Source organism: Zhengella sp., assembly GCF_041397485.1.
GTDB lineage: Bacteria > Pseudomonadota > Alphaproteobacteria > Rhizobiales > Rhizobiaceae > Zhengella.
In genome coordinates this window covers 346,691-363,580 of sequence record NZ_JAWKWO010000005.1, presented here as the reverse complement: position 1 = coordinate 363,580, position 16,890 = coordinate 346,691, and the positions used below count along the sequence as shown (strand labels likewise).

The 16,890-nt window shown below is 63.6% G+C and carries 19 protein-coding genes; 3 read left to right on the top strand and 16 right to left on the bottom strand.

All coding sequences use genetic code 11. From position 1 onward, the window contains the following. Position 1 precedes the first annotated feature (1 nt). Positions 2–1,144: a nitrogen regulation protein NR(II) gene (locus R3D65_RS16635; protein ID WP_371276388.1), complete on the bottom strand. Its 1,143-nt coding sequence runs from the start codon at positions 1,142–1,144 to the stop codon at positions 2–4. Next, positions 1,141–2,172, bottom strand: a complete 1,032-nt coding sequence (gene dusB / locus R3D65_RS16630; protein ID WP_371276387.1) for a tRNA dihydrouridine synthase DusB — start codon at positions 2,170–2,172, stop codon at positions 1,141–1,143. The genes R3D65_RS16635 and dusB overlap by 4 nt, the downstream gene beginning before the upstream one ends. Positions 2,173–2,347: 175 nt before the next feature. Here dusB and R3D65_RS16625 point away from each other — a divergent pair, with 175 nt between their 5' ends. After that, positions 2,348–3,541: a bifunctional 2-C-methyl-D-erythritol 4-phosphate cytidylyltransferase/2-C-methyl-D-erythritol 2,4-cyclodiphosphate synthase gene (locus R3D65_RS16625; protein WP_371276386.1), complete on the top strand. Its 1,194-nt coding sequence runs from the start codon at positions 2,348–2,350 to the stop codon at positions 3,539–3,541. After that, positions 3,538–4,029 (top strand): CinA family protein, encoded by a 492-nt coding sequence (locus R3D65_RS16620; RefSeq protein WP_371276385.1) that lies wholly within the window; start codon positions 3,538–3,540, stop codon positions 4,027–4,029. Before R3D65_RS16625 ends, R3D65_RS16620 begins: the two co-directional genes overlap by 4 nt. Positions 4,030–4,032: 3 nt before the next feature. Here R3D65_RS16620 and R3D65_RS16615 read toward each other — a convergent pair whose 3' ends face one another. The 12 genes from R3D65_RS16615 to eno form a co-directional block, all read right to left on the bottom strand. Continuing rightward, positions 4,033–4,494: a type II toxin-antitoxin system RatA family toxin gene (locus R3D65_RS16615; protein ID WP_371276384.1), complete on the bottom strand. Its 462-nt coding sequence runs from the start codon at positions 4,492–4,494 to the stop codon at positions 4,033–4,035. Between the two features lie 10 nt (positions 4,495–4,504). Next, the gene (lipA, locus tag R3D65_RS16610; protein ID WP_371276383.1) at positions 4,505–5,473 is read right to left on the bottom strand and encodes a lipoyl synthase; all 969 of its coding nucleotides are present in this window, start codon (positions 5,471–5,473) and stop codon (positions 4,505–4,507) included. A 31-nt stretch (positions 5,474–5,504) separates the two neighbouring features. Next, positions 5,505–5,801 (bottom strand): GlsB/YeaQ/YmgE family stress response membrane protein, encoded by a 297-nt coding sequence (locus tag R3D65_RS16605; protein ID WP_371276382.1) that lies wholly within the window; start codon positions 5,799–5,801, stop codon positions 5,505–5,507. 122 nt (positions 5,802–5,923) lie between these two features. Further along, positions 5,924–7,372 carry a dihydrolipoyl dehydrogenase gene (gene lpdA / locus R3D65_RS16600; RefSeq protein WP_371276381.1) on the bottom strand — a complete coding sequence of 483 codons (1,449 nt, stop codon included), beginning with the start codon at positions 7,370–7,372 and terminating at the stop codon, positions 5,924–5,926. A gap of 18 nt (positions 7,373–7,390) precedes the next feature. Beyond that, the gene (locus tag R3D65_RS16595; protein ID WP_371276380.1) at positions 7,391–7,960 is read right to left on the bottom strand and encodes a GNAT family N-acetyltransferase; all 570 of its coding nucleotides are present in this window, start codon (positions 7,958–7,960) and stop codon (positions 7,391–7,393) included. A gap of 44 nt (positions 7,961–8,004) precedes the next feature. Continuing rightward, positions 8,005–8,241, bottom strand: a complete 237-nt coding sequence (locus R3D65_RS16590; protein WP_371276379.1) for a YdcH family protein — start codon at positions 8,239–8,241, stop codon at positions 8,005–8,007. 70 nt (positions 8,242–8,311) lie between these two features. Beyond that, on the bottom strand, positions 8,312–8,953 hold the full coding sequence (locus R3D65_RS16585) for an SGNH/GDSL hydrolase family protein (protein WP_371276378.1): 642 nt from the start codon (positions 8,951–8,953) through the stop codon (positions 8,312–8,314). A 3-nt stretch (positions 8,954–8,956) separates the two neighbouring features. Further along, positions 8,957–10,333, bottom strand: coding sequence for a pyruvate dehydrogenase complex dihydrolipoamide acetyltransferase (locus R3D65_RS16580; protein ID WP_371276377.1), 1,377 nt, complete (start codon positions 10,331–10,333; stop codon positions 8,957–8,959). 10 nt (positions 10,334–10,343) lie between these two features. Next, the gene (locus tag R3D65_RS16575) at positions 10,344–11,792 is read right to left on the bottom strand and encodes a pyruvate dehydrogenase complex E1 component subunit beta (protein WP_371276376.1); all 1,449 of its coding nucleotides are present in this window, start codon (positions 11,790–11,792) and stop codon (positions 10,344–10,346) included. 13 nt (positions 11,793–11,805) lie between these two features. After that, positions 11,806–12,849 carry a pyruvate dehydrogenase (acetyl-transferring) E1 component subunit alpha gene (gene pdhA / locus R3D65_RS16570; RefSeq protein ID WP_371276375.1) on the bottom strand — a complete coding sequence of 348 codons (1,044 nt, stop codon included), beginning with the start codon at positions 12,847–12,849 and terminating at the stop codon, positions 11,806–11,808. Between the two features lie 210 nt (positions 12,850–13,059). Next, the gene (locus R3D65_RS16565) at positions 13,060–13,380 is read right to left on the bottom strand and encodes a septum formation initiator family protein (protein ID WP_371276374.1); all 321 of its coding nucleotides are present in this window, start codon (positions 13,378–13,380) and stop codon (positions 13,060–13,062) included. Positions 13,381–13,527: 147 nt separating this feature from the next. Continuing rightward, entirely contained in the window at positions 13,528–14,802 is a 1,275-nt protein-coding gene (gene eno / locus R3D65_RS16560) for a phosphopyruvate hydratase (RefSeq protein ID WP_371276373.1), read from the bottom strand. A 234-nt stretch (positions 14,803–15,036) separates the two neighbouring features. On the opposite strand from eno, the gene R3D65_RS16555 reads away from it, so the two are divergent. Beyond that, the gene (locus R3D65_RS16555; RefSeq protein WP_371276372.1) at positions 15,037–15,165 is read left to right on the top strand and encodes a hypothetical protein; all 129 of its coding nucleotides are present in this window, start codon (positions 15,037–15,039) and stop codon (positions 15,163–15,165) included. Between the two features lie 11 nt (positions 15,166–15,176). Here R3D65_RS16555 and kdsA read toward each other — a convergent pair whose 3' ends face one another. Both kdsA and R3D65_RS16545 read right to left on the bottom strand, forming a co-directional pair. Continuing rightward, the gene (gene kdsA / locus R3D65_RS16550; RefSeq protein ID WP_371276371.1) at positions 15,177–16,016 is read right to left on the bottom strand and encodes a 3-deoxy-8-phosphooctulonate synthase; all 840 of its coding nucleotides are present in this window, start codon (positions 16,014–16,016) and stop codon (positions 15,177–15,179) included. Positions 16,017–16,020: 4 nt separating this feature from the next. After that, positions 16,021–16,863, bottom strand: a complete 843-nt coding sequence (locus R3D65_RS16545) for a VOC family protein (protein WP_371276370.1) — start codon at positions 16,861–16,863, stop codon at positions 16,021–16,023. Between the last annotated feature and the right edge of the window lie 27 nt (positions 16,864–16,890).

The window sequence follows — 16,890 nt, the reverse complement described above, 5'->3', positions numbered from 1 at the left end:
TTCAGTTCTCCGTTGCCGGCGAAAGGCCGCCGGTCTCGTTGCTGCCGGGCTTCCATGCCGGCATGAGGATTCGGAATGTCGTGCCGCGCGCCGACGTGTCGCATTCGATGACGCCGCCATGTTCGCCCACGATCTTTGCCACCAGCGCCAGTCCCAGGCCCGATCCGTTGGTCTTGGTGGATATGAAGGGATCGAAGATGTAGGGCAGGATGTCGTCCGGAACGCCCGGGCCATTGTCGCGCACGCAGAATTCCAGCGGCAGCGAAACGCGCTCGGCAGTGCCCGGCACGGACAGGCGGATGCCCGGGCGGAAGGCGGTCGACAGCGTGATCTCGCCATCGGCCCGGTCGCCAAGCGCCTCCGCGGCGTTCTTCACCAGATTGAGGAAAATCTGAACGAGCTGGTCGCGATTGGCATAGACCGGCGGCAGTGACGGGTCATAGTCCTCGTTGATGTGGAACTTTCGGGCAAAGCCGTTGAGCGCCAGCGCCTTAACATGGTCGAGCACGACGTGGATGTTGACTGGCGCGCGGTCGATGGGGCGTTCGTCGGAAAAGATCTCCATCCGGTCCACCAGCGCGACGATACGGTCGGTCTCGTCGGTGATGAGCCGCGTCAGGGCGCGGTCCTCGTCGGAGGCGGAGAGTTCCAGCAATTGCGCGGCACCGCGAATGCCCGAAAGCGGGTTCTTGATCTCGTGCGCCAGCATGGCCGCAAGGCCGGTGACAGAGCGGGCCGCGCCGCGATGCGTCATCTGCCGGTCGATCTTGTCGGCCATGGTGCGCTCCTGGAACATCACCACGACGGAGCCGGGAATCTCGATGACCGGCGCGACGTAGATGTCGACCACCTTGTCCGGGCCGAGCCGCGGCGAGGAAATGTCGACCCGGTATTCGTTGACCGGTGCGCGGCGCTCACGCACCTGCTCGACAAGCGTTGCCAGCGGCGATCCGAAGGGAATGAACTGGTCGAGCCGGTTGCGGGCCAGAATGGCGGAGGAGGAGCGGAAGAAGGATTCCGCATCGGCATTGGCAAAGGTGATATAGCCCTTCTCATCGACCATGATGACCGGATGGCGGATCGTGTTGAGGACAAGCTGTGCCGGATCGGCCGTGCTTGTGAGGGTCTGCGCGGCCGGCTTCATGCGGCTCTCCGTGTCTCGGTGAATGAGGGGTCGGTCAGGACCGTTTCCAGCGCCGTCATCACGGTGTGCGGGTCGGTCCCGGTCATGATCGCCGTTCGCATGGCATCCGGGCAGCCGGGCGCGTGCCTTTCGAGATACCAGCCCAGGTGCTTGCGCGCCTGGCGCAGGCCGGGCTGGTCACCGTAGAGTGCAAGCATGTCGCGATAGTGATCAATCACATAGGCCGCCAGATCGTCCGGCGCGGCGTTTCCACGAGCGGGTCCGTTCCTGGCGGCGGCTGCCGCCGCGGCGATCGACCCGGCGAGCCAGGGCTGGCCATAGTGGCCGCGCCCGATCATCACGGCATCGGCGCCGGACTGCGCCAGGATGGCGGCTGCATCCGCTGCGGTTTCCACGTCGCCATTGGCCACAAGTGGCACGCTGACAGCCTCGCGCACCGCATGAATGGCGCGCCCGTCCGCCCTGCCCTTGTAGAACTGCATGCGTGTGCGCCCGTGCACGGTGATCATGGCGACACCGGCATCCTGCGCCATGCGCGCGATGAGCGGCGCGTTCATGCTGTCGGTGTCCCAGCCGAGACGCATCTTCAGCGTGACGGGCACCGATACCGCCGCCACGACGGCATGGACCAGCGAAAGCGCATGGCCGGGATCGCGCATGAGCGCAGAGCCGCAATAGCCGCCCGTCACCTTCTTGGCGGGACAGCCCATGTTGATGTCGATGATGTCCGCGCCGCCTTCCTCGGCAATGCGTGCTGCCTGCGCCATCGCCTCCGGCTCGCGTCCGGCAAGCTGAACGGACTGGATCGGAATGCCGGCAAGGCGTATGCGCCGCATGGATTCGGCGCGACCGCGCGCCAGTTCACCCGAAGCGACCATTTCCGATATGGTCAGGCCTGCGCCTGCCCGATGCGCACGCAGCCGGAAGGGCTGGTCGCTGACGCCCGACATGGGCGCAAGAAACACCCGGTTCGGCACCGTGACCTTGCCGATGGCGAGGGGTTGTGCAAGTTTTGCGAGGTGGTTCATGATTATTTTTCGGGCATTTTCCTTACTGCCTTTTTCTAGACAGTTCCGGCTCGCAATGCAATTGGCTTTTGCACTGCCGCAAAAGAAAACCGGTTGCAGGCTGGCATCCCCTTGCGGCCCGCAGTATGGCTTGCTGCGCGAAGGGCAAAGGCGCAGGGGCATCAACGTGACAAACATGGCGGAAACACGGTTCGATGCAGTCGTGGTGGCAGCCGGACGGGGCGAACGCGCCGGCCAGCAGGGCGGGCCGAAACAATACCGGATGATTGGCGGCAAGCCGGTGCTCCGCCATGCGCTGGAGAGTTACCTGCGGCATCCGAAAATCCGCCGCGTCATTGCTGTCATTCATGCCGATGACCGCGCCCTGTTCGAGGTGGCAAGCGCTGGACTGGACGCCGGACGGCTGGCTTTCGTGACCGGCGCATCCGACCGGCAAGGCTCGGTTCTCAAGGGGCTTGACGCGCTGTCGGGCGAGCCGCCGGATTTCGTGCTGATCCATGACGGCGGGCGCCCCTTCTGCGACGCAGCCCTCATCGACCGCGCGAGGGAAGCGCTTGGGCCGGACAATGGAGTTCTGGCGGCGGTTCCGGTTTCCGATACGCTGAAAAAGGGCGATCCGTCCGCTCTTGTGGCCGGCACCCTGCCGCGCGACGGGTTGTTCGCGGCGCAGACGCCGCAGGGTTTTCCGTTTTCAGCGATCCTGGAAGCCCATCGCAAGGCGGAAACGTCCGGCCTGCGCCATTTCACCGACGATGCGGCCATCGCCGAATGGGCCGGCCTGCCGGTCCGCCTGATCGCCGGTTCGCCCGACAATTTCAAGATCACCTGGCCGAGGGATATTGCCATGGCAGACCGCATTCTGGCCGCCGCCTTTCCGGATGTGCGCACCGGCAATGGCTATGATGTCCACACGTTCGGGCCCGGCGATCATGTCTGGCTGTGTGGCGTGAAGATCCCGCACGAGAAAACCCTGTCCGGGCATTCCGATGCCGATGTCGGCCTGCATGCGCTGACCGATGCCCTGCTGGCAACCATCGGGGCGGGTGACATCGGCACGCATTTCCCGCCCTCCGACCCCCAATGGAAGGGTGCGCCTTCGCATATTTTCGTGGAACACGCCGTGCGGCTGGTGAAGGAGAAGGGCGGACGCATCGCCAATGCCGACATCACGCTCATTGCCGAAGCGCCCAAGGTCGGCCCGCATCGCGTCGCCATGACGGCGGCGCTTTGCGCCATGCTGGGCGTGGGCCCGGAACGGGTTTCGGTCAAGGCGACGACGAACGAGAAGATGGGCTTTGTCGGCCGGCGCGAAGGAATTGCCGCCATCGCCACCGCAACCGTCATCTATCCCGGGGAGGTGCCGGAATGAGCGCTGCAACAAGGGAATTCGCTGCCGCGGTTCTGGATGCCGCACGTGCCAGGGGCATGATGATCGCCACGGCGGAAAGCTGTACCGGCGGACTGATCATCGGTGCGCTGACCGACATTGCCGGTTCGTCCGATGTGGTGGATCGCGGCTTCGTCACCTATTCCAACCAGGCCAAGCAGGACATGCTGGGCGTATCGGAAGACACGCTCACGGCCCATGGCGCGGTCTCGGCTGAAACGGCTACCGAAATGGCAGCCGGCGCGCTGGCCCGTTCGGGCGCCGATCTCGCCATTTCCGTCACCGGTGTCGCTGGCCCCGGCGGCGGCAGCGATGAAAAGCCGGTCGGCCTCGTCTGGTTCGGGCTTGCGAAAGACGGCGCGCGGGCGATTGCCGAGAGCCGCATGTTTGCCGGGCTCGACCGCGAAGGCGTACGCCGGGCCACCGTCCTTCACGCGCTTGCAATGCTGAAGGCCGCGCTGGACGCCTGACGTTCAGGCCGCTCCGCCGCGCCCGTAGATCACGTCCGCGCGCTTTTCAAAGGCCTCGGCGAACATGCGGAAGGCTCTGTCGAAGACCGCGCCCATCATGGCGCCCAGGATACGGCTGCGGAATTCGTAGTCGATGAAGAAATGAACCGTGCAGGCATTTCCACCGCGCGGTTCGAATGACCATTCATTGGTAAGGTACCTGAAGGGTCCGTCGACATATTTCACCAAAATCGTTTGCGCCTGGCGGTCCAGCAGAACCTGGCTGGTAAAGGTTTCCCGGATCGCCTTGTAGCCCACCGTCATGTCGGCCACGATCATCTCGCGGTGATCGCGTTCGCGACGCGAGCGCACGGTCAGTGCCTCGCACATGGGCAGGAATTCCGGATATTTCTCAACATCGGCAACAAGGGCGAACATGTCGCCGGCAGCGTGCTCGACCGGGCGTCTGGTCTCGAATTTGGGCATGGATGATCGATCAGTCCTTCGCAGACGCCTGCCTGGCTTCGCGCGCGGCCCTGAGCCGTGCGAAATCCTCCCCCGCATGGTGCGATGAACGCGTCAGGGGGCTGGCGGACACCATCAGAAAGCCCTTCGAATAGGCCGCCGTCTCGTAGGACTTGAACTCTTCGGGCGTGACGAAGGCCCTGACCGGGTGATGCTTGCGCGTCGGCGCCAGATACTGCCCGATGGTGATGAAGTCGACATCGGCGGAACGCAGGTCGTCCATGAGCTGCAGCACCTCGTTGCGCTCCTCGCCCAGGCCGACCATGATGCCCGACTTCGTGAAGATGGCCGGATCGATTTCCTTGACCCGCTGCAACAGGCGTATTGAGTGGAAGTAGCGCGCGCCCGGCCGCACCGTCAGGTAGTTGGACGCCACGGTTTCCAGATTGTGGTTGAAGACATCGGGCTTCGCCGCGACGACGATTTCCAGTGCGCCCTCCTTGCGCAGGAAATCCGGCGTCAGGATTTCGATCGTCGTTTCCGGCGAGGCCGCCCGCACCGCCGCGATCACATCGGCAAAGTGGCGCGCGCCACCATCGGCGAGATCGTCGCGGTCCACCGAGGTGATGACGACATGCTGCAGCCCCATCTGGCGCACAGCCCTGGCCACGTTTTCCGGCTCGTTCGGGTCTAGCGCATGCGGCTTGCCGGTGATGACATTGCAGAAGGCGCAGGCGCGCGTGCAGATCTCGCCCATGATCATGAAGGTGGCGTGCTTCTTGTCCCAGCATTCGCCGATATTGGGACAGCCGGCCTCCTCGCACACCGTGACAAGGTTGTTGTCCTTCACGATGGAGCGGGTTTCCTGATAGGTCTTTGACACCGGCGCCTTGACCCGTATCCAGGCGGGCTTGCGCTGGATCTCGTTCTCCGGGTTCTTCTGCTTTTCCGGATGGCGCGGACGCTGTTTTCCGGTGACGGTGTCGAGAATTGTGACCATATCTTGCTATGCCTTTTTCCGGGCCTGCACTTCAGGAACGCGTGTTGCGGCTGCTTTTTCCAAAAAGCCAAAGGATGGCAATCGCGCCAAGCGTCGCAACCACGAGATTTCCGAGGAAACCGTAATAGGTGATGTTCAGCAGGCTGGCCAGCGTGCCGCCCACGAATGAGCCGGCAATGCCGACGAGGATGTTGGTCAGCAGGCCGTGGTTGCGGTTCAGGGCGCGCTCGGCCACGTAACCGGCGAGAAAGCCGATCAGCAGCATGCCGAAAAAGCCGACGCCCGCCATGCCCATAACGCCGAATTCGGATCCGTAGGAATGCATCATGTCGCCATCATCCCCTTGTCAGGCCTGCCCATCATATGGGCAGTGACCGTGCCTTTGTCACCCGCCCGCCACAGCGGCTGCCGGCCAGATCGCGCGCGAGCCGGTCGGCCATCGTCTCCAGATCATGCGTTGAGTACGCGGCCATAGGCGTCCAGCACGCTTTCCTTCATCATCTCCGACAGGGTCGGGTGCGGGAAGATCGTGTGCATGAGTTCCTCTTCCGTCGTTTCGAGGTTCATGGCGACCACGAAGCCCTGGATGAGTTCGGTGACTTCGGCGCCGACCATGTGGGCCCCCAGCAGTTCCCCCGTCTTCTTGTCGAAGATCGTCTTGACCATGCCCTGGTCCTCGCCCAGCGCAATGGCCTTGCCATTGGCGCCGAAGGAGAAGCGGCCGACGCGGATGTCGCGTCCCTGCTCCTTTGCCTTCGCTTCCGTCAGCCCCACCGATGCCACCTGCGGGTGGCAATAGGTGCAACCGGGGATCTTGGCCTTGTCGGTGGCATGGACATTGGGCAGGCCGGCGATCTTCTCGATGCAGACAACGCCCTCGTGCTCGGCCTTGTGCGCGAGCATGGGCGGTCCCGCCACATCGCCGATGGCGTAAATGCCTTCCACATTGGTGCGGCCATAGCCGTCAATGACGATGCAGCCGCGCTCGGTCTTCACCCCGAGTGACTCAAGGCCGAGATTCTCGATATTGCCCTGAACGCCAACCGCCGAAATCATCCGGTCGGCCTCGATCACCTCGCTCTTGCCGCCTTTCAGTTCCACGGTGGCTTTCACCGAATTTGCGCCCTTCTCGACCTTGGTGACCTTGGCCTCGGTATGGATCTTCAGCCCGGCCTTTTCCAGTTGCTTGCGTGCGATGGCGGAAATCTCGGCATCCTCCACCGGCATGATCGTTGGCATGACCTCGACAACGGTCACGTCGCAACCCATGGCGTTGTAGAAGGAGGCGAACTCGATGCCGATGGCGCCCGAGCCCATGACGAGCAGCTTTTTCGGCAGTTCCTGCGGCACCATGGCCTCGAAATAGGTCCAGATCAGCTTGCCGTCCGGCTCGATGCCCGGCAATGCGCGGGGCCGCGCGCCCGTGGCGACGATGATGTGTCTTGCAGAATACTCGCCCTCGCCCTTCGTGCCCTTGGGCGCCGGGTGCTGCGGCTGCATGGGCGCCTTGGATGGCTTGCCAACCGTGATCCTGCCCTTGCCGGCCAGTTTCGCCTCGCCCCAGATGACGTCGACCTTGTTCTTCTTCATCAGGAAGCCGACGCCACCATTCAGCCGGCCGGAGACGCCGCGCGAGCGTTCCACGACCGCCTTGACGTCGGCCGTCACCTTGCCTTCCAGCTTGAGGCCGTAGTTCTTGATATGATCGGCATAATGCATGATCTCGGCCGAGCGCAGCAGGGCCTTGGTGGGAATGCAGCCCCAGTTCAGGCAGATGCCGCCCAGATGCTCCCGTTCCACGATGGCCGTCTTGAAGCCAAGCTGCGCAGAGCGGATGGCGGTCACATAGCCGCCCGGGCCGGAGCCGATGATGATCACGTCGTAGGAATTGTCAGCCATGGTCGCCAAGCCTTTCGGTCAGGATGCGGGCCGCTTCAGGAGCAGCCATTCTCTGGTGTTGCGGGGTTTCCCATGCGCCACGAAGGGCGCGCGCGCTGCGGTTTCAAAGCCGTGGGCGGCGTAAAGGGAAAGAGCGGGAGCATTGTCATCTGCACAGACCAGCGCCATGGCATGCCCGGCAGCCCGCTCCAACTGGTCGGCCAGCAGCCGCCGCGCCAAGCCTTGTCCGCGATGGCGGGTATAGACGGCCAGCGCGTCCAGCAGCCAGCCGCCAATGGCTCGCCTGAACAGGGACATGACCGGCTCGAAGAGCGGATCGGGATGATCGGGGAAGGTGGTCCATGCCGGCAGATGGTAGCCGACGGCCATGCCTGCCGTCAGGCCTTCCACATGCGCGATCCGCGCATTGCGCCAGTTGCAGGGGCTGGCCTCCCCCAGATAGCTTTCGCGCCCGACCTCCAGCGCGCTGGCACCCGCCCCGTTCGCAGCCGCCCTGCCCCAGGCTTCAGCCGTCAAGCCATGGCCCGCGATGTCGTCGAGAATCGCAAGGTCTGCACAGTCGGTCGGTCGTGCTGCACGTATGTGCAAGGGGCGGTCTCCGCGTTGTCCGGGAGACCGCCCGAGCCATCGGCTCAGCTGGCGAGCATCCCGTAGATTTCGTCCTTCAACCGCAGGCGCTGCTTGCGCATGTCTTCCATGTGGAAGTCATCGGTCGGTTCGACATTGGTCTCGGCGCGATGAATGGCGCGGTTGATATCGTGATACTCTTCGAAAAGCTTGGCGAAATGAGCGTTTGACGACTTCATCTCGTGCATCTTTTCGGTGTGCTCCGGGAATTCCTCCGCCAGTTCGTGCGGCACATGGGACATCGGCGAACCTCCTGTTTTGTCCGTTCGTCCCGACCCTAGTGCCTGCTTCCCCTTCTTCCATTGACCCCGATCAAAGACCGAGCATCACGTGAACCATTGGCGCCAGCGCCTTTCCGAGCGCGCGCGTGTTTTCGCCGTCTATGTGGACACCGTCGGCCGGCGCCGTGCGGGCGACGCTTCCCGCATCGAAGAAGCCGCAATCCGCCTCATCCGCCAGATCCGCATAGAGCGAGGCCAACATGGCCGACTGTTCCACACCGCCTGCAAACATGGCGGCGAAGAACGGGTCGGCTGTCTCGCAGAGCGGCGGCGGCGCGACGATGAGCACATCCGGCGCCCGCGCGCCTTCAATGCCCGGCACATGGTTCTTCACGATCGTCACAAGACGGCGCATGCCCTGAAGCGCCGCGACGGCCGTGCCGGCGATATGCGGCTTCATGTCATTGCTGCCGAGCATGATGACGACAAGATCCACCGGCGCATGCGTGTAGAGCACGGTCGGCAGGATGCGGGCGCCATTGCGGTCGCAATCGGCCAGATGTTCGTCATAGGCCGTGGTGCGCCCGCGCAGCCCGTCGGCGATGACCCGGGCACGGCCTTCCAGTGCTGCTTCCAGCACATTCGGCCAGCGCAAGGCCTCCGGATGCCGGCCGCCGGTGGCCGGATCGGATCCCCATGTCAGCGAATCGCCGAAGGCCAGGACGGTCTTCATGGCTCAGACCAGCATGCTCATCGGGTTTTCGATGTAACCCTTGAACGCGGCGAGCAGCTCCGCCCCGAGCGCGCCATCGACGCAGCGATGGTCGGTCGACAGTGTGACCGTCATCATCGTCGCAATGGCAATGGCATCCCCCTTGACGACGGCACGTTTCTCACCCGCCCCGACCGCAAGAATGGTCGCATGCGGCGGGTTGACCACGGCGGAGAAATTTGACACGCCCATCATGCCCATGTTGGAGACAGCGGTCGTGCCGCCCTGATACTCCTCGGGCTTGAGCTTCTTCTCCTTGGCGCGCGCGCCCATGTCCTTCATCTCGTTGGAAATGGTGGACAGGCTTTTTTCTTCCGCCCGCCGTACAATCGGCGTGATCAGTCCGCCGGGGATGGACACGGCAACACCGACATCGGCATGATGATGTTTCACCATGGCCTCATCGGTCCAGGACACGTTCGCATCGGGAACATCGCGCAATGACAGCGCCAGCGCCTTGATGATCATGTCGTTGACCGACAGCTTGTATGCCGGCTTGCCATTCTTCTGGGGCGCGGACGCATTGAGCTGGACGCGCAGCGCCAGCAACGCATCGAGTTCGCAATCCACCGAAACATAGAAATGCGGGATCGTCTGCTTGGCCTCGGTCAGGCGCCGGGCGATGGTCTTGCGCATGTTGTCATGCTTGACCAGGTCGTAGCTGCCTTCGGCGAAGTTGCGCAGCACGGCATCGGTGGACGGACCTGCCGCCATGGCCGGTGCAGCGGCAGGCGCCGCCTTTTGTGCTTCTGCCTTCGGGGCCTCTGCCTTCGCCGCGCCGCCCTTCCTGGCGGCCTCGACATCGGCCTTGACCACGCGTCCCTTCGGACCGGAGCCGGTTACCTTCGCGATGTCGATACCTGCTTCCTTCGCGATGCGCCGGGCAAGTGGCGAGGAAAAGATGCGGTCTCCGCCGGACGCGGGCGCGGGTCCGGCCTGCGGCGTCTTCGGCGCGGCATCGGAGGCCGGGCCGAGCAGATCGGCCGTATCCTTTGCCGGGCCTTCGGCGGAAGGCGCGGGCTTTTTGTCGGCGGACGATGATTTTTCGGCACCGCCCTTGGCGCCGCCGCCGCCCTTCGCAGCCTCGTCCACATCCTCGCCCTCCCCGGCCAGGATGGCGATGACGGCATTGACCTTGACGCCCTCGGTGCCTTCCGGAACGACGATCTTCGCGACCGTTCCCTCGTCCACGGCTTCCACTTCCATGGTCGCCTTGTCGGTCTCGATCTCGGCGATGACGTCGCCGGCGGAAATGCTGTCGCCTTCCTTGACCAGCCACCTGGCGAGATTGCCCTCTTCCATGGTGGGAGACAGCGCGGGCATGGTGATTTCAATCGGCATGGCGCTCTCCTCAGGCCTTGTAGGTGACGGCTTTCACCGCCTCGATCACCTCCGCCACGTTCGGCAGGGCGAGTTTCTCAAGGTTGGCTGCATAGGGCATCGGCACATCCTTGCCACAGACCGTGACGACGGGCGCATCGAGCCAATCGAAAGCGCGCTGCATGACCTGGCTTGCGATATGGTCGCCGACCGAGGATTGCGGGAAGCCTTCCTCGACCGTGACGAGCCGGTTGGTCTTCTTCACGCTTTCGATGACGGTATCGAGGTCCATGGGCCGGATGGTGCGCAGGTCGATGACTTCGGCGTCGATGCCCTGGCCCGCCAGTTCCTCGGCCGCCTTGACCGCATAGGTCATGCCGATGCCGAAGGAAACGATGGTGACATCCGTGCCTTGCCTGTGAATGCGTGCCTTGCCGATGGGCAGCACGAAGTCATCCATTTCCGGAACCTCGAAGGACTGGCCGTAGAGAATTTCGTTCTCCAGGAAGATGACCGGATTGGGGTCGCGGATCGCAGCCTTCAGCAGGCCCTTTGCATCGGCCGCCGTGTAGGGCTGGATGACCTTCAGGCCCGGAATGTGGCTGTACCACGCCGCGTAGCATTGCGAATGCTGCGCCGCCACGCGGGCAGCCGCGCCGTTCGGTCCGCGGAAGACGATGGGCGCGCCCATCTGCCCGCCCGACATGTAAAGGGTCTTGGCCGCGGAATTGATGATCTGGTCAATCGCCTGCATGGCGAAGTTGAAAGTCATGAATTCGACGATGGGCTTCAGACCGGCCATCGCGGCGCCGACGCCGATTCCGGCAAAGCCGTGCTCGGTGATCGGCGTGTCCACCACGCGTTTCGCGCCGAATTCCTCCAGCAGGTTCTGGGTGATCTTGTAGGCGCCCTGGTACTCGGCCACTTCCTCGCCCATGATGAAGACATCGCCGTCCCGGCGCATTTCCTCGGCCATGGCCGAGTTCAGCGCCTCGCGCACGGTCATCTTCACCATCGTGGTGCCATCGGGAATGTCCGGGTCGGCGCCGGCCTCCGGCTTCTTCGGCTCGGGATGAACCTTGCCTTCGCCCGGCACGCGGCGGGCCTCCATGTCGGCAACCGGATCGCCCGCGGCCGCCTCGCCTTCACCCGAGGCGCCATCGGCCGCGCGGTCGCCATGGGGATCACGCGACGCAGTGCCTTCGCCGGACGCCCCTTCGAGCGCGGATTCGTCCTCGCCTTCGGCCAGCAGCAGGGCAATGGGCGTGTTCACCTTCACGCCCTCGGTGCCTTCGGCCACGAGAATCTTGCCGAGAACGCCCTCGTCCACGGCCTCCACTTCCATTGTCGCCTTGTCGGTTTCGATCTCGGCGATGACGTCGCCCGCGGCCACGCTATCGCCTTCCTTCTTGACCCATTTGGCCAGATTGCCCTCCTCCATCGTCGGGGAAAGCGCAGGCATCAGGATTTCAATCGGCATCGTCTTCTTCCCCTCAGAGCAGGATATCGGTGTAAAGCTCGGACGTATCCGGCTCCGGATCGTTTTGGGCGAATTCGGCGGAGTCGGCGACGATGTCGCGGACCTCCTTGTCGATCTTCTTCAGTTCGTCCTCCCTGGCCCATTCCTTTTCCAGAAGGCGCGCCTTGACCTGTTCGATCGGGTCCTGCTCCGTGCGCATTTTCTGCACCTCGTCCTTGGTGCGGTATTTCGCCGGGTCGGACATGGAGTGGCCGCGATAGCGATAGGTCATCATTTCCAGGATGATCGGCCCGTTGCCGCCCCGGCACCAGTCGAAGGCTTCCTGCGAGGCGGCCTTGACCGCGCGCACGTCCATGCCGTCCACCTGCATGCCGGGGATCTTGAAGGACACGCCGCGATGGGAGAAATCGGTTTCGGCCGATGCGCGGCTCACCGAGGTACCCATGGCATAGCGGTTGTTCTCGATCACGTAGATGACCGGCAGCTTCCACAGGGCGGCCATGTTGAAGCTCTCGTAGACCTGGCCCTGGTTGGCCGCGCCGTCTCCGAAGAATGTCACCGAGACATTGTCATTGTCGCGATAGCGGTTGGCGAAGGCCAGGCCCGTGCCGAGCGAGACCTGCGCGCCGACAATGCCATGGCCGCCATAGAAATGCTTCTCCTTGGAGAACATGTGCATGGAGCCGCCCTTGCCCTTGGAATAGCCGCCCCGCCTGCCGGTCAGTTCCGCCATCACGCCGCGCGCATTCATGCCCGCCGCGAGCATATGGCCATGGTCGCGATAACCGGTGATGAACTGGTCGCCATCCTTCTTGGCCATCTCGATGCCGGTGACCACCGCTTCCTGGCCAATGTAGAGGTGGCAGAAGCCGCCGATGAAGCCCATGCCATAGAGCTGGCCGGCCTTTTCCTCGAAACGGCGAATGAGCAGCATGTCGCGATAGGCGCGGAATTCCTGATCCTTGTCAAACTCCTCGGGCGCCGGCGCCTTGCGGATGAGCCCCGGCGAACCGGTGGCGCCCTTGCGGGATGAGGACTTCCTTGCTGCTGCGGCCATGCTGCGCGCTCCCTGTCTTGAGATTTCCTCCAGGGGCGGGAGAACATGACCCGAAAGGCCGAACGGCCTCCCACCCGTTCACTGGGCGATACGCTAGCAGGTTTCAGCCATGCGGCAAATGCATTTCTCGCATGGGAGGCATGCAGGCAAATGTCTGCAAATGTTGAGGAAAACAACTGTGAACCGAAAAATGGTTAATTCCGCGCGGACCTATCCGTTCGGCCCGGCCAGAATCACGATCTCGTCGGGACCGACCCTGCCCAGCTGCCTGCGAACCTGCTCGTCGAGCATGTCCTTTTCGATGGTGCCATCATGGAGCAGCTTGTTGCGCGCTTCAAGCCTCCGACGCAACGCGGTGGTTTCCGCCAGTTCCTGGCTCAACTGCGCGACCTGCGCTTCCAGCTGTGCCTTGTTCTTCAGGCCGTATTCGCCCTCGAAGGCGTGATATCCGAAATAGCCGAGAAAGGCGGCTGCCAGCAGGGGCAGAATGAGACGGCCGGACTTTCGGCGCTTGTGCTGGCGGGTCCACATGGGCGGGCTGCTACTCGATACCAAAGACAGGCCTGCATCATGCGCGGTCATGCTTAAGGCTTGGTTACGCCGTCCGCTAAATTGAAAGAAAACGGCCGCGCCCCCAAGGGACGCGGCCGCGATGGGCAATCGCTGCTTGTCCCGGGCTCAGGACTTGAGAATGCCCCGGCCGGCATAGCGGGCCTGGGAACCCAGTTCCTCTTCGATACGGATGAGCTGGTTGTACTTGGCGAGCCGGTCGGAGCGGGCCAGCGAACCGGTCTTTATCTGTCCGCAATTCGTGGCGACGGCCAGATCGGCGATCGTCGCATCTTCCGTCTCGCCCGAACGGTGCGACATGACGGCCGTGTAGGATGCCTTGTGGGCCGTCTCAACGGCGTCGAGCGTTTCGGTCAGCGAACCGATCTGGTTGACCTTGACGAGGATGGAATTGGCCGCGCCAATGCGGATGCCGTCGCGCAGGCGGGCCGAATTGGTGACGAAGAGGTCGTCCCCGACAAGCTGCACCTTGTCGCCCACCGCCCTGGTCAGCGCCACCCAGCCGTCCCAATCGTCCTCGGCCATCCCGTCCTCGATCGAAATGATCGGATAGGCTTCGCAAAGCCTGGCGAGATATGCCGCCTGTTCCTCGCCCGAGCGGGTGACGCCCTCGCCCTCGTAGGCATACTGGCCGTCCTTGAAGAACTCGGTCGAGGCGCAATCGAGCGCCAGCGCGATTTCCTCGCCGGGCTTGTAACCGGCCTTCTCAACCGACTTCATGATGAAATCGAGCGCGGCTTCGGCGCTCTTCAGGTTGGGCGCGAAGCCGCCTTCGTCGCCGACGGACGTGTTGTGGCCGGCCGCCGACAGATCCTTCTTCAGCGTGTGAAAGACCTCCGCGCCCATGCGCACGGCTTCCGCGATGCTGCTCGCGCCGACCGGCATGACCATGAACTCCTGAAAGTCGATGGGATTGTCCGCATGGGCGCCGCCATTGATGATGTTCATCATCGGCACGGGCAGCACGCGGGCATTGGGGCCGCCGACATAGCGGTAGAGCGGCAGGCCGCAGGCCGAGGCCGCAGCCTTTGCGACCGCAAGCGAAACGCCGAGAATGGCATTGGCGCCGAGCCGTGCCTTGTTCGGCGTGCCGTCCAGCTCGATCATCACCTGGTCGACATGGATCTGGTCTTCGGCATCCATGCCGCCGATGGCTTCGAAGATCTCGCCATTCACCGCCTCGACCGCCTTCTGGACGCCCTTGCCGAGAAAGCGCGTGCCACCATCGCGCAGTTCGACCGCTTCATGCGCGCCGGTGGACGCGCCCGAGGGCACCGCAGCCCGGCCGAACGAGCCGTCTTCAAGCCGTACATCCACTTCGACCGTGGGATTGCCGCGGCTGTCAAGGATTTCCCGTGCGGCAATGTCGATGATCGCAGTCATTGAATCGGTCCTTTATGAGACAGGAATGGGAGGGTCCGCGGCTTCCATAACCCAAACCACGTTCGCCCGAAAGGCCCGGGGGGCGGTCGACGGCCCTAAAACCGTTTCAAACCATGGCCATGGCGCAGATTACGGGCTGACACGGTTTTTGATCGGCGCCGCCACAGTTCCGCCGTCCCTCTTCAACACCCTTGCTGCATGGCGGGAAGCGATGCGGCAAGAGGAGCGATTGCCATGACGAACCTGACCGGACTTGCCCTTCTCGCGCTGTTTGGCGCTGCCATCGTGACAAGCTGCCAGGAGCCTCGAAGCTTCACCGGGCAGGCACCGGCTTCGCCACCGGTGTTGGCCTTCGTTGATTAACTTTTTCCCGGTTAACTCGACGGTTTGACGATCGCGTCAATAGCGAGCAACTGTTCGAGAAGGGCCGGCATGTCGGACAGCTTCATCATGTTGGGCGCATCCGATGACGTGGTATTTTCGGGATCGTCATGGGTCTCGATGAAGACACCGGCCACACCGGTGGCCACGGCTGCGCGCGCAAGATAGGGCACCATGCGCCGGTCACCGCCCGACGAGGCACCCTGCCCGCCCGGCTGCTGCACCGAATGCGTCGCATCGAAGATTACCGGCGCGCCGGTTTCAGCCATGATCGGCAGGGCGCGCATATCGGACACGAGGGTGTTGTAGCCGAATGATGCGCCGCGCTCCGTGATGAGCACGTCCGGATTGCCGCTGTCGGTGATCTTGCGTACCACGTTCTTCATGTCCCAGGGCGCGAGAAACTGCCCCTTCTTGACATTGACGACCTTGCCGGTGCGCGCCGCCGCTACCAGAAGGTCCGTTTGCCGGCATAGGAAAGCCGGGATCTGGAGCACATCGACATGTGGGGCGACGATGGCGCACTGCTCCTCGGTATGGATATCGGTGAGCACCGGAAGGCCGAATTCCCGGCGCAGGTCTTCGAAAACCGGCATGGCGGCATCCAGCCCGGCGCCGCGTGTCGCGCCGATGCTGGTGCGGTTGGCCTTGTCGAAGGATGACTTGTAGACAAGGCCAATGCCGAGGCCGTCGCAGATTTCCTTCAGGCTGCCGGCCATGTCGAAGGCGTGCTGGCGGCTCTCAAGCTGGCAAGGACCAGCGATCAGCGACAATCTTGCTGCATTGGAGAAGGTGACGGCGCCCACGGAAACGCCTGGATTGGGTGCGGACATCGGATCACTCCTCGAAGATGAATGTTGCGCCCTGCCCCGGCGCCGGCGGAACGGAAATTGCGCCATCGGCAGCCTTGAAGACGATACTGGCGGCCTCCAGCCTCGTCCGCAGCAGGTCCATATCGCGACAGGCGAAACGGACGGCGTGACAGGCGAGCCCGGTCGATCCGGCATCCCGTTCGACGACAAGGTCAGCGTTCGGCAAGACGACGCGGATGCGCTCGGCATTGCCCGTGGCGGGCACGCCGGTGAATGCCTCGATGAAACCGCGATGGCGGGCAGGTTCCTGTGCCCGAAGGACAACGCCGCGCAGCCCGGAAACGCCATTCACATGGTTTTCGAGGGAGGTACGGTCCACCGCAGGCACGTTGACCCGCTGGCAAGTGAAGAAGAAGGCCGCATTTGCGGGCTGTGGCGCCGCAAAGGCCAGCCGGAAGGATGCTTCGCCTTCATCGCCTTCGGGCGTGCGGAAGCCGCGGGAAAAATCCAGCCGCGCTCCGCCGCCATATCCCGCGGCTTGAAACGCGGTATCGTCGTCATCGGCATCATCGCTGCCGAGCACTACGGCCGAGAAGCCGTTTTCTCCGGCCTCGGCGCGAAAACGTGCATCGCCGGCAGTGAAGCTGTTTCCATCCCGCGCCGTTCGTGCCGCCAGGGCGGCATCGCCGACGGCCAGCGGTTCCAGAAACGTGCCATCGGCGAAATAGATGCAAGCGTTGACCGTGCCGAAGGGATGGATGCCGTCAGGCGCGCAGGTGAAACCGAGCGCCGACAGCCTCTCCCGTGCAAGATCGAGCGAGGGCACCGGCAGAACGAGATGATCGAGGGGATGAGGCGTGTTTGTCATGGCGCGGGTTTGCCCCAAATCGCCTGT